This is a genomic window from Prevotella sp. E13-17, from assembly GCF_022024035.1.
Classification (GTDB): Bacteria; Bacteroidota; Bacteroidia; order Bacteroidales; family Bacteroidaceae; genus Prevotella.
In genome coordinates this window covers 96,994-109,578 of the sequence record NZ_CP091787.1, presented here as the reverse complement: position 1 = coordinate 109,578, position 12,585 = coordinate 96,994, and the positions used below count along the sequence as shown (strand labels likewise).

General features: G+C 49.1%; 9 protein-coding genes. 4 read left to right on the top strand and 5 right to left on the bottom strand.

Annotated elements, in window-relative coordinates:
* Positions 1-89: 89 nt before the first annotated feature.
* Complete coding sequence (locus tag L6472_RS00345; protein WP_237806138.1) at positions 90-1,394, bottom strand: MATE family efflux transporter; 1,305 nt, start codon at positions 1,392-1,394, stop codon at positions 90-92.
* Positions 1,395-1,606: 212 nt separating this feature from the next.
* Between L6472_RS00345 and L6472_RS00340 the strand changes: the two genes are divergently transcribed.
* The 4 genes from L6472_RS00340 to L6472_RS00325 all read left to right on the top strand — a co-directional run bounded on the left by L6472_RS00340 (position 1,607) and on the right by L6472_RS00325 (position 5,504).
* Positions 1,607-1,843: an acyl carrier protein gene (locus L6472_RS00340; RefSeq protein ID WP_027450804.1), complete on the top strand. Its 237-nt coding sequence runs from the start codon at positions 1,607-1,609 to the stop codon at positions 1,841-1,843.
* A gap of 140 nt (positions 1,844-1,983) precedes the next feature.
* Positions 1,984-3,246, top strand: a complete 1,263-nt coding sequence (gene fabF / locus L6472_RS00335) for a beta-ketoacyl-ACP synthase II (protein WP_237806137.1) — start codon at positions 1,984-1,986, stop codon at positions 3,244-3,246.
* A 60-nt stretch (positions 3,247-3,306) separates the two neighbouring features.
* Positions 3,307-4,335 carry a ribonuclease III gene (gene rnc, locus L6472_RS00330; protein WP_237806136.1) on the top strand — a complete coding sequence of 343 codons (1,029 nt, stop codon included), beginning with the start codon at positions 3,307-3,309 and terminating at the stop codon, positions 4,333-4,335.
* Positions 4,332-5,504, top strand: a complete 1,173-nt coding sequence (locus L6472_RS00325; RefSeq protein ID WP_237806135.1) for an aminoacetone oxidase family FAD-binding enzyme — start codon at positions 4,332-4,334, stop codon at positions 5,502-5,504. Before rnc ends, L6472_RS00325 begins: the two co-directional genes overlap by 4 nt.
* Here L6472_RS00325 and L6472_RS00320 read toward each other — a convergent pair.
* From L6472_RS00320 to L6472_RS00305, 4 genes are all read right to left on the bottom strand, one after another.
* Positions 5,501-6,547, bottom strand: coding sequence for a lysylphosphatidylglycerol synthase transmembrane domain-containing protein (locus L6472_RS00320; RefSeq protein WP_237806133.1), 1,047 nt, complete (start codon positions 6,545-6,547; stop codon positions 5,501-5,503). The genes L6472_RS00325 and L6472_RS00320 overlap by 4 nt on opposite strands.
* 27 nt (positions 6,548-6,574) lie before the next feature.
* On the bottom strand, positions 6,575-7,558 hold the full coding sequence (locus tag L6472_RS00315) for a CDP-alcohol phosphatidyltransferase family protein (protein ID WP_237806131.1): 984 nt from the start codon (positions 7,556-7,558) through the stop codon (positions 6,575-6,577).
* A gap of 137 nt (positions 7,559-7,695) precedes the next feature.
* On the bottom strand, positions 7,696-10,134 hold the full coding sequence (locus L6472_RS00310) for a DUF4982 domain-containing protein (RefSeq protein ID WP_237806129.1): 2,439 nt from the start codon (positions 10,132-10,134) through the stop codon (positions 7,696-7,698).
* On the bottom strand, positions 10,131-12,578 hold the full coding sequence (locus tag L6472_RS00305) for a glycoside hydrolase family 3 protein (RefSeq protein ID WP_237806127.1): 2,448 nt from the start codon (positions 12,576-12,578) through the stop codon (positions 10,131-10,133). The genes L6472_RS00310 and L6472_RS00305 overlap by 4 nt, the downstream gene beginning before the upstream one ends.
* Positions 12,579-12,585: the final 7 nt, after the last annotated feature.

Here is a 12,585-nt window from a genome sequence, read left to right as displayed (position 1 = left end):
AAAAATTTATTCTTTTCTCGTTACTATTCAGTTCTGTGTGCAAAATTACACATTATTTATGTTATGAGAAAGAAAAAACAAGTCAAAAATCAAAAAAAGTGTTTCGGAAAGGGTCTAAAGGAAATAAAAGTCTGCACCAATCCTCTGGTCAGCAGATAGATAATAAAGGCCAACCACAGTGCATGATTCTGCATGACGGGGAACATCCACCAATAAATGAGGAAGAAGGCAAGGGCTGCCACCAAACACGAAAGCAACATGCCGCGCGTCTTCAGCATACCGATGAAGATGCCGTCCCACACAAAGGCTGCCATACCGGCAAACGGTACTGCTACCGCCCACCACAGATAACGAGTGGCTGTGTGAACCACGTCGGCATCGGTGGTCAGCAGACGGAGCACCGCACTGCCGCAGGAATAATAGACCAACGTGAACAACGAAGCCACCAACACACCCCAGCCAAAGATATGTCGCACAGTGCGCTTCAACATGGACTGATTGCGGGCACCCAGGTAGCGACCTGCCAAAGCCTCGCCCGCAAAAGCGAAACCATCCATCACATAGCTGAAGAACATGAAGAACTGCAACAGCAGCGTGTTGGCAGCCAGTATCTCGGCACCCTGCATGGCACCCGCAGAAGTAAAGTAGAGGTTGACCGCCACCAGACAGACGGTCCGCAGGAAGATGTCGAGATTAATGCTGAAGAAGCGAGCCAGCCCCCGTCGCAGTTCGCTCCACCGCGAGCGATGACGCCTTAACAGACGCCCATAGTACCTGAGAATCAGAGCTATGCCCACCAAGAACGTGGACCACTGCGCCACCATCGTGCCTAGAGCCACACCTTGTATCTCCATGCCGAAGCCGATGACCAACAGGAGCGACAACCCAATGTTGACCACGTTTTGACCAATGGCCAACAACATCGGGATACGCGTGTTCTGCATACCTATAAGCCACCCCATCAACACATAAAGCCCCAGCATGGCGGGCGCACCCCATACACATATATTATAATAAGATGTACAGAGAGGAGCCACCTCGGGCGTCAGTTGCATCAAGAAAAACATCAACGCACGCAAAGGCCATTGTAGCAGCACAATCAACAGTCCCACCGACAGCGCCACCAGCAAGCCGCGGCGCAACATGGTGGCAGCCACCTGCAACTGGCGCGCACCAAGAGCCTGTGCCGTCAGACCACTCGTCCCCATGCGCAGGAATCCGAAAAGCCAATACATCACATTGAAAATCATGGCCCCCACAGCAATGGCACCAATATGGCGCGCACCTCCCACATGCCCCATGACAACCACATCACAGAGCCCCAAAAGAGGCACCGTGATGTTGGAAACGATGCTTGGCACCGCCAATGCTAAAACCTTTTTGTTCAAAGACATATCCATTTCGAGTACAAAAGTAATAAAAAACAAGAATAACAATCAAAAAAAAGTAATATAAACTGCACAAAACCACCATGTGTGTGCACACAAAAGGTAGTTTTCTTTAAAAAAATTTGCGTAATTGGAAGAAAATGAGTTACTTTGCACCCGATTTTGAAGAAAACTAAATCAAAGTTGAACATAAGTATTAACAATTAAAAGAAAAAATTATGTCAGAAATTGAAAGCAAAGTAAAGGCTATTATCGTTGATAAGCTCGGTGTTGACGAAGCAGAGGTTAAGCCCGAAGCAAGTTTCACAAACGACCTGGGTGCAGACTCACTGGACACCGTAGAGCTCATCATGGAGTTCGAGAAGGAGTTCGGTATCTCAATTCCCGATGATAAGGCCGAGAAGATTGGCACCGTTGCTGATGCCATTTCTTATATTGAGGAGAACGCAAAATAAAGTTTTCTGAATGAAGAACGAAGAATGAAGAATGAAGAATTTGCTGCCGCCCATAGCGTGGTAGTAAGTTCTTCATTCTTCGCTTTTGTATATATGTACAAAGATTCTTCATTCTTCATTCTTCATTCTAATTAATGTTTATGGAATTAAAAAGAGTCGTTGTCACAGGTCTGGGCGCAGTTACGCCAGTGGGTAACACTCCCGACGAGATGTGGAATAACCTCATCAACGGCGTTAGCGGAGCAGCACCTATAACAACTTTTGATACCACAAATTTCAAAACCAAGTTTGCATGTGAGGTAAAGAACCTCAATGTGAACGACTTCCTGGATCGCAAGGAGGCCCGCAAGATGGACCGCTACACTCAGCTGGCACTGATTGCTGCCAAGCAGGCTGTCGAGGACTGCGGATGGAACCTTGAGCAGGAAGACAAAGACCGCATCGGTGTTGTCTTCGGCGTAGGCATCGGCGGTATTAAGACTTTTGAGGACGAGATCACCTACTATGGTGTTCACCGCGAAGACGGTCCTAAGTTCAACCCCTTCTTCATCCCCAAGATGATTGCCGATATCGCAGCCGGACAGATTTCTATCATGTACGGTTTCCATGGTCCCAACTATATCACATCGTCTGCATGTGCTTCATCAAGCAACGCACTGGCTGATGCCTTCAACCTGATTCGTCTGGGCAAGGCTAACGCTATCGTTACCGGTGGTGCCGAGGCAGCTATCTGCGAGAGCGGTGTAGGTGGTTTCAATGCCATGCACGCCCTGTCAACTCGCAACGACGAGCCCGAGAAGGCCAGCCGTCCATTCAGCGCTTCACGCGATGGTTTCGTCATGGCAGAAGGTGCTGGTTGCCTCATCCTGGAGGAACTGGAGCATGCTAAGGCTCGTGGTGCCAAGATCTATGCAGAGATGGTTGGTGCTGGCATGAGTGCCGATGCTCACCACATCACCGCTTCACACCCCGAAGGACTGGGCGCCAAGCTGGTGATGAAGAACGCACTGGAAGATGCCAACATGAAGCCCGAGGATATCGACTACATCAACGTACACGGTACGTCAACACACGTCGGCGATATCTCTGAGGCTAAGGCCATCAAGGATGTCTTTGGCGATGCAGCCTTCAAGCTGAACATCTCTTCGACCAAGTCAATGACTGGTCACCTGCTTGGTGCTGCCGGTGCCGTAGAGGCCATGGCCACCATCCTGGCAGTGAAGAACGACATCGTTCCTCCAACCATCAATCATGAGGATGGCGACGAGGATCCTGAGATTGACTATAACTTGAACTTCACTTTCAACAAGGCACAGAAGCGCACCGTGCGCGCAGGTCTGAGCAACACCTTCGGTTTTGGCGGACACAATGCCTGCGTTGTATTCAAGAAATTTTCAGATTAAGTGAACAAGGTGAAAGCGCGCTTTCACTTTCGAACGAAAGAAAATTCATCGAAGATAAGTATGAAGATTAAAGATATTATTGACTGTATAAAGCTCCCTTTCCGCAAGGAAAAGGAGCTTTATTCTTCTCTGTATGCCATCATCGGCTTCTACCCCCGCAACATCAAGTACTACAAAATGGCCCTGACACATAAAAGCTCGGGGAAGAGAAACGAGAAAGGACGTCCGCTGAACAACGAGCGCCTGGAGTTTCTCGGCGATGCTCTACTTGATGCCGTGGTGGGACACATCGTCTATGAGCATTTCGAAGGCAAGCGAGAAGGATTTCTCACCAACACTCGTTCTAAGTTGGTGAGCAGAGAGACTTTGGGAAAACTGGCCCAGGAGATGGGCCTCACCGAACTGATTCAGAGCAGCGGCACACAGCGCTCGCACAACAGCTATATGGCTGGCAATGCTTTCGAGGCTCTCGTTGGAGCCATCTATCTGGACCAAGGCTATGATGCCGTCATGCTGTTTATGAAGCAGCGCATCCTGGCTCAGATGGTGAACATAGACAAGGTGGCTTATAAGGAGGTGAACTTCAAGTCCAAGCTGTTGGAGTGGACCCAGAAGAACCGCGTTCGCATGGACTTCAAAATACAGAAGGAGACACAGGACGAGAACGGCTCGCCCGTCTTCTCATTCATCGTCATGATAGAAGGTGTGGAAGGTGGCAAGGGGCAGGGCTTCTCGAAGAAAGAGGCCCAGCAGAATGCCTCTAAGGAGACGCTTCAACGTCTGCGCCGCGAACCTCAGTTCATCGATGCCATCTTCCATGCCAAGTCTGAACGCACCAAGATGGAAGAAGAGCCTACGGCCATCGCGCCCGATCTGGAGAAGGAAAAGGAGTTCATCATCCAGACCGAGAAGAAAGAGAAGGCAGATACGCCTCAGAAGACCAAAGCCCCTCGTCCTGCCGACAAACAGGAGAAGGCTGCTGAAAGCGACGTTGACGAGTTCGACCTTTCAGACATCAGCCATCAACCCAAGGAACAGTCACGCGAAGACATTATTGCGGCAGCCGAAGCCGCTGCCTACGACGCATGAAGACAGCTATCGTGGGAGGCGGCGCAGCAGGCTTCTTTCTGGCCATCAACCTGAAAGAGCTTTGTCCAGGAATGCAGATAGACATTCTTGAAGCTGGCTCACGCGTACTGAGAAAGGTGGAAGTTTCGGGCGGCGGGCGCTGTAACTGCACCAACTCTTTTCGTGATGTTACAGACCTGAAACAGGTTTATCCACGCGGTCACCGTCTGCTGAAACGCCTTTTCAAACAGTTTGACCACCGCGCTGCCTATCAATGGTTCGAGCAGCGCGGTGTCAAACTGGTCACTCAGGAAGATCAGTGCGTCTTCCCACAATCACAAGACTCACATACCATCATCAACCTGTTTCTCAGCGAGGCACATCGACTGGGCATCAACGTGCGCACCAATCACCGCATAAACAGTTTAGAACAACTGAGCAACTACGATTATGTGGTCGTCACCACTGGCGGCATGTCGTCTCACGACAGTCTGCTTAGCTCTCACGACATCGAGACGCCCATCCCGTCGCTTTTCACCTTCAGCATCGACGATGCCCAGCTGCGCGAGCTGATGGGCACCGTGGTCGAAGCCAGCGCCATGATACCTGGCACCAAATTCAGGGCTTCTGGCGCCCTGCTCATCACCCACTGGGGCGTGAGCGGACCATGCATCCTGCGACTCTCCAGCTATGCCGCCAGAGCACTCAGCGAAGCCCGCTACCAGATGCCGCTTGCCATCAACTGGACAGGCTGTAACGAGAACGAGGTGCAGCAGGTGCTCGACGAGATGACCATTGCCAACCGTCAGAAACTGTTATCCTCAGTCCGTCCGTTCAGCCTCCCCACTCGCCTTTGGAACTACCTGTCAGAGAAAAGTCTGGGCGCACGTGCCCATGCTCCCTGGGGCAGTCTGAACAGAAAAGAGCTCAACCGACTGACCAACACGCTGGTCAACGACACCTACCCCATCCAGGGTCGTGCCGCCTTTAAGGATGAGTTCGTGACCTGTGGCGGTGTTGCCCTGTCGGCCGTCAACCCATCCACATTGGAAAGTCGCATCCAGCCACACCTCTATTTTGCCGGCGAAGTGCTCGACATCGATGGTGTGACAGGCGGTTTCAATTTCCAAGCCGCTTGGACCACAGCCTATACCGTAGCCCAAGCCATCAGTCAATCAGTCAATGCTTAATTACTTGTCTTATCCAGCTTCATCAACAGAAGCCCGATAAGAATCCAAATGATCTCACGCACACGGCAGATGATGCTGACAAAGATGCCGAGGGCTGCCGAGAGTTCCATCACAGCGATGGACACCACGAAGCCACCTTCCTGCACACCTATCTGCATCGGCAACCAGCCAATCAGGTTGGCCAGCAGCGAGGTGAACGAGAGTATCAGCACGGAATGCAGGAACGTCAGCACCAGACCGCTCATGCCTCCGCCACAGTCGATGCCGAACAGCAGGAGCATGAACATAATCTCCAGGCTCTGCACCACGCGAGAGAAATACTCTAACAGCAGACTGCTGTAGAAAGCGCGCTTGTCGGTCTGGTGCAGCGCCGCTATCTGTTCGTCCACATGATGCAGTGTCTCAGCATGGGTCTCCAGCATACGGGCACTCCAGTTCTTCAGTCCCGGCACCTTGCCAATCCAGCGCACGCCCTTCACCACCAGTCCCTTGCGGTAACCGCGCGAGAAGAGGTAGAAAGCCACCAAACAAAAGGCGATGGCCAGTGCAAACATGAATGCCATCACCGGCGTCAGCTTCAGGTCCCCGATGGCCACCAAGGCCAGATACAGGAAGATAGACGTGAACCAAAACCAGAAATGCGCAAAGATGTGCATCATGGCATAGAGCACCACCGACGAAGAGGCATGCTCCTTGCTCATGTCGCGCGACAGCGCAATGATGCGGTATGGCTCACCGCCAAGCCCACCCACAGGTGTGGCATAGTTCAAGGCATAGCCCGTGATAGTCAGTCGGAAGATGCGCCAGAAACCCACATGCTCATCGTTGCTGCTCACACTGCGTATCACGCATTGCCACGACAGTGCGTTGATGCCATAGACAAACACCCACACGCCCACAATCGGTATCAGCCAATAGCCGGCATGGCAGATGTGTTCCCACAGTTCTACGAAGCTCACGTCGAAGGTGAACATCATCACCACGACAGCCAGCACGCCAATAAAGAATAAGAAATTATTGATTTTCTTTTTAGTCCACGTCATGTGTTTGCCCGTTCTTTTTAATACAACCTAAGAGAGTTTCTCCACCATCTTTTTACAGAAAGCCTCATGCCGATGGTTGATCCACCATGCGATGAGTCCCAGACCGATGATCTCCCACAGGAAGTTCATGACGGGCACATCCAGCAAACAGAACAAGAACAGGAAGGCCGAACGGAAGTTAAACACGATCAAGCCCACGCACTTCACCAAGGGCTTAGAGTAAGCATGCAGCTGGGCCCGAATGTCGCGCGGTATCTGGTCAGAGGCACCAAACTTCTTTTTCAGCACTGCCATCAGGCGCTGGAATTGTGGTGTCACCGCTTCCTGCTTCTTCGTGTATTCCACATACTGCTGCTGGAACAACCGTTCCACGAAGGGCGCATCTTTCGGCATCTCGTCCAGTATCTCCTGCTGACGCTGTGAGTTGTCGAGCTCACTGCCTTTCTCGCCTTTCTGGAAGAACAGATGCACCTGGATGTAGTAGTCGGCCAGACGCTGCTGACCTGCCAGTCCGTGCAGTCCGGAATAGGCAGCCAGGACGAACACTACGATGGTTGCAACAATCGCATTCGTCGGTGTGTCCTCAATGCCCAGCCATCCGAACTCAATGTCGTGATGCTGATAGAAGCGCCAGATCAATGCCAGGTAGATGGGTACGAACCATGCAAAGCCGGCCACACCGTCGAGGATGCGCCCCATGCGACTCTTCTTGCCCGAGATGCGCGCCAGCTGACCATCGGTGCAGTCAAGGATGTCGCCCACCATCAGCAGCAGGATACCTACCAGGTTGAGCAGCAGTCCTGTCCACGACTCATAGTGATAGCTGCCATGGGCAAAGAAGAAACAGCTGACAGCCCCAAACACCATCGACCATATCGTCACCGTGTTGGGATGAATGCCAAACTTATTAAAGAATTCTGCCAGATAAAAGCATATTGGTCTTACTATGTAAAGGTCGAAAACATCCTCTGTTTCCGTTGATTTTAGGCTTTTTAGTATCTTCTCGTTCATTGTCTTTTTATAAAAAACTCCGCAAAGGTACTAATAAGTAAGGAAACAGGCAAATTAATTTTAAACAAAAATCATCCAATGATAGTATTATCAATGGATGATTTGAATTAAAACGTGGTTATTTTATTGATTATTGATTATTGATTATAGATGGTTTCAGTATAAGTAGGAAGACCTTTCGAAGTTATCTTAACAACAGCAGGATTCTTTCCCGTCATATTGTCATTACGGACAAAGAATGTCAACTGTCCTCCAAATACTGGCATCTGACGAGAGCCTAAAGATGTCAGGCAAGTTGGGTCTCCATTGGCCATACCACAGAATGTCGCCTTCCCCCTGACAGTAACATTTATCAGATTATTGCTTTGCGGACAAAGATTTCCATTTTTATCTGTAATAGTGACCGTAAACATCGTTAATAATCCTTCACGCACAAAAGAAACCTGAATAGCAGCGGGACGTCCTGCCGTAGATATCTTCTTTTTATCTGCTATCTTCCCATGACCATCATAAGCAACGACCTCTATAGTACCCGGTTCGTATCTGACATGATCCCATATAAGTCGATATCGACGAAGTATTGCTAACGAATCAGACTCAGAAGAAGCATTATCACTTTTCTTCTGCCGACCCATGCTCTTTCCATTAAGAAACAACTCTGCTTCGGGGTAATCCGTATAGACCATCACTGGGGTTACCTGTCCCTCCCTGCCTGGCCATGTCCAGTGAGGCAGAACGTGCAACGTATGACTATCAGTGTTCCACACGCTGCGATAGAGATAATAGCGGTCTTTGGGCAAGTTTGCCAAATCAATGATTCCAAATAAAGAGCTATGACTTGGCCATGCATCATTATTATAAGGCGTGGGTTCACCCAGATAGTCAAAGCCAGTCCATACAAACTGTCCTATATACCAGGGATTGTCATCACTAAGTGCAAAATCAACATCTGGCACATTACTCCATGAACAGTATTCCGTATCATAGCCCGAAGACTGATGGTCTGAGTAGGTAGCCATCGCTTTCAGGGCGAGCGGAAACTTGTAAACACCGCGTGAGCTAACCGTTGATGCCGTCTCAGAACCAAGAATTAAATTCTGATCCCATTGCTTCCATGCCTTGGCATAGTTCCATGTATTGTAGTTGATACCAGGAATATCAACGGGAGCTGCGAAACCATTTTTCAAAACGTAGGGTATCTGATCCATGCAAACGGTGACAGGACGTGTATGATCCTCTGCATGTACAATAGCCTGCAGATGCTCTACCATACGGAAGCCCTTTTCGTCACGTTGATTAGGAACCTCATTGCCGATACCCCAGAGTATCACACATGGTGCATTGCGGAAATGTCGCACCATATTACGTAGTACATTGTCGGCCTCTTCGGCAAAGAAATGATGGAATCCATTTTCGCATTTAGGAGCATCCCATTCATCAAATGGCTCTATCATGAGCATCAGTCCCATCTCGCTGCAAAGTTCAACAAGCATGGACGAAGGCAGGTTATGTGAAGTACGGATAGCGTTACACCCCATGTCCTTTAACATCTTCAAACGCATACGTATGGCATCCTTATCAACAGCGGCCCCAAGAGCGCCAAGGTCATGATGGACGCAAACGCCTTTTATCTTTGTATGCTGGCCGTTGAGAAAAAATCCCTCATGCGGAATGTATTCAATGTTTCGAATACCGAAACTGGTCGTGGTTTCGTCAGTAACTTTCCCCTGTACGGATATCTTTGTACGCAAGGTGTATTGACTAGGACTATCGACAGACCATAATTTTGGATGGCTGATGCGAAGATGATGCACAGCCTTCAATTGCGAAGTGGGCGCATACTGTTGGATATAGTTCTGCACTACATCGCCATTGGGAGCCACCACCTCTGAACATATCGTCAAACTATCCTGACGATTACTATTGACGGAAACTGTGGCCTTGACGATGGCATAATCGCTCTTGACAACAGGCGTAGTAACCTGTATGCCCCACTGCGGCACATAGCTGGCACCGGTTTCTACCAAGGTAACTGGTCGGAAGAGTCCTGCACCAGGATACCATCTTGACGAGTATGCAGGATTATCAATACTAACGGCCAACACGTTATCCCCTGGGCATACCATCTCAGTGATATCAACACTGAAAGCGCCATAACCATAAGGTTGAAAAGCGACCTGCTGACCATTGACATAAACATGCGCACGACTCATGGCACCATCGAAGTAAAGCCACGTCCGTCCTGATGCCTTTACCGTGAAATGCCTGCGATACCAGCCTTTGCCCATATAGGGCAGTCCTCCCGTTCGTCCCGTCTTTAAATGAACCTTCTTCTCACCATTCTGTATGTTGCGCACAGACTGTAGGTCGTTGTTGCGATCAAAAGGCTTATGAATGGCCCAGTCATGTGGCACACTGACGCGCTGCCACCGGCCGTCATCATAATCTTTAGCCTCAGCACCAGGTGCATCACCCAGCAGAAAGTGCCACCCGTCTGAAAGCAAGGTCTCACTTCGCTGGGCAAATGCCAGAGCTACCGACTGTGATAACAATAGGAAGAATAAAAGTCTTTTCATAATTTGATGTCAGCATTGAGAACGATATCAGCCGAAGAACGACCTACCATGATACTGAATACGCCCGGCTGCATACGGAAAGACTCACTGATGACATCATAATACATGAAAGCATCTCTGTCAAGCAATACAGTCACATGCTTACTTTCACCTGGGCGCAGTGAGACCTTCTCAAAACCCTTCAGTTCCTTAGCTGGACGCACAACAATGGGTTGTTGCTCACCAACATATACCTGTGCCACTTCTTTGGCCTCCTTTTTCCCTGTATTAGTGATGGTGAATGCCACTTCCACCTGACCATCAGAGAGTTGGTTCACTTTCAAGTCACTATACTTGAAATTGGTATATGAAAGACCGAAACCAAAGGGGAACAGCGGCTTGATACCAGCACGCTCATAACCACGATAGCCCACGAAGACACCCTCACGATATTCTACGGTCCTTAATTCACGCGCCTTCGTATTTTCATTGTAATTGGCGGCAGAAGGGTTATCCTCCAAACGGCGTTCAATAGAAATTGGCAGACGACCACTGGGCGACAGCTTTCCTGTTAGAATCTCAGCTAAAGCCATTCCTCCCTCCTGACCAGGATACCATGCCATCACGATACCCTTGACATCATTAATCCAACTATCCATCTCAACACCACCTCCAGCATTGATAACCACTACAGTATTCGGATTGATTTCTGCCACATTCTTTATCATTTCACGTTGGAATTCTGGCAACATGAAAGGACGGTCGAAGCCCTCACCTTCGATACTGCTATTAAAACCAACAGCATAAACCACATTATTGGCCTTTCGCAGTCCTTTTCGAAGGACATCCTCGTTAAGTCGTTGTAGCGTGAGCTTAATGTTAGCAGAAGAGATATTGTCAAAGTATTCAACCTCCAGATGATAGCCTTTCTTTCCCTTCAGATGGAGAGTCTTCTCACGATAGGAATAAGCATGATTTCCCCAGTCGGCAGCCACCTGTTTGCCATTAATCTTAATGCGATAGCCATCATCACCACCAATATGGATTTTCAGTGTCTCATCTTTCTGTGGTTCATAATAACCAGTCCAACGCACAGAGAAAGTATCAGTAGGCATTCCCTTCATCGCACGACCATACTCCCAGTCGAAGTCAACCTTCTCATCAACACGCAGGGCAAAGGGTTTTCCTTCGAGTGACTTATTGTTATAGTAAGCGCCACAAAAGCCTTTCTCCGTCTTGGTGCTATCAGTAAATACCTCCGCCTGAATATTATCGAAGATGACATCATCTGTCAGCATCAACGTTTTTTTACGAAGCGAGGTCATACCCTTACAGAGTGATGTGGCATGGAAAGGTTCTACATTACCACTACCACCACCCGTTGTAATCTCACTGGCATTTGTACCCATGACAGCAGTAACACCTTTCAAGGGCAGCACATCTCCTTCATTGCGCAACAGCACAATACCCTCACGAGCCAGTTCCAGGGCTGTTTGAGCAGACTGTTCATAGTCCAAGGGTATAGACTCGTCTTTCTGCTGACGGTCGAAGAGTCCGAAACTGATGATCGTCTGTAGGATATGCTTCACCTTCTCATCAATGACACGTTCATCTACGGTACCATTCTTCAGTGCCTCCTTCAGGTTGTCCATATTCAGGAACTTGCCTTTAGGCATCTCTAAATCCAATCCATTATTGGCAGCTGCAATAGAAGAATAGACCGACGTCCAGTCCGACATCAGGAGACCTTCAAATCCCCATTCCTTACGCAATACATCGCGGTTTAGCCATGCATTCTCCGTGGCATGAACGCCATTGAGAAGATTATAGCTATTCATAACTGCTCCTACGCCAGCCTTTGTAACCGCCGTTTTAAAAGCAGGAAAATAGATTTCGTAAAGCGTACGACTATCTATCTCCGAGTTGACATGATGGCGATTCCATTCCTGGTTATTACCTGCGAAATGTTTGATGGTTGCCATTACACCTCTCGACTGCACACCTTTTATATATTCACAAGCTATCTGACTGGTAAGATACGGATCCTCACCAAAATATTCATAGTTACGGCCACACAGCGGTGAGCGATAGATATTGACACCAGGTCCCAACAAAATACCCACACCACGGGCACGAGCATCATCACCAAGACTTACGCCAAGGCGATGGAAGAGACTGCGGTTCCATGTTGCAGCACTAAGGATTGAAGCAGGATAGAGCGTGCTATGAGGCGCATGATTACGCAGTCCCACCGGACCATCGGCCAGCAATACAGTGGGGATTCCAACCCTTGGTATAGCTCGTAACGAGAAAGATGTCGCACCCGAGAGGTAAGACACCTTCTCCTCGAGCGTCATATTCTTTACGATGGCATCAGCACGTTGCTTTGCCTCTTTCGTAATAGGTTGCGCAACGGAAAACAAAGAGGAGCAAAGGAAGGCTCCGATAATTAAGAGTCGAGTCATGATATTT

Bases quoted from the DNA above. Each gene is read 5' to 3' on its own strand.
- L6472_RS00340 (WP_027450804.1), top strand. From the start codon at position 1,607: ATGTCAGAAATTGAAAGCAAAGTAAAGGCTATTATCGTTGATAAGCTC.
- rnc (WP_237806136.1), top strand. From the start codon at position 3,307: ATGAAGATTAAAGATATTATTGACTGTATAAAGCTCCCTTTCCGCAAG.
- L6472_RS00325 (WP_237806135.1), top strand. From the start codon at position 4,332: ATGAAGACAGCTATCGTGGGAGGCGGCGCAGCAGGCTTCTTTCTGGCC.
- L6472_RS00345 (WP_237806138.1), bottom strand. From the start codon at position 1,394: ATGTCTTTGAACAAAAAGGTTTTAGCATTGGCGGTGCCAAGCATCGTT.
- L6472_RS00320 (WP_237806133.1), bottom strand. From the start codon at position 6,547: ATGACGTGGACTAAAAAGAAAATCAATAATTTCTTATTCTTTATTGGC.
- L6472_RS00310 (WP_237806129.1), bottom strand. From the start codon at position 10,134: ATGAAAAGACTTTTATTCTTCCTATTGTTATCACAGTCGGTAGCTCTG.
- fabF (WP_237806137.1), top strand. From the start codon at position 1,984: ATGGAATTAAAAAGAGTCGTTGTCACAGGTCTGGGCGCAGTTACGCCA.
- L6472_RS00315 (WP_237806131.1), bottom strand. From the start codon at position 7,558: ATGAACGAGAAGATACTAAAAAGCCTAAAATCAACGGAAACAGAGGAT.
- L6472_RS00305 (WP_237806127.1), bottom strand. From the start codon at position 12,578: ATGACTCGACTCTTAATTATCGGAGCCTTCCTTTGCTCCTCTTTGTTT.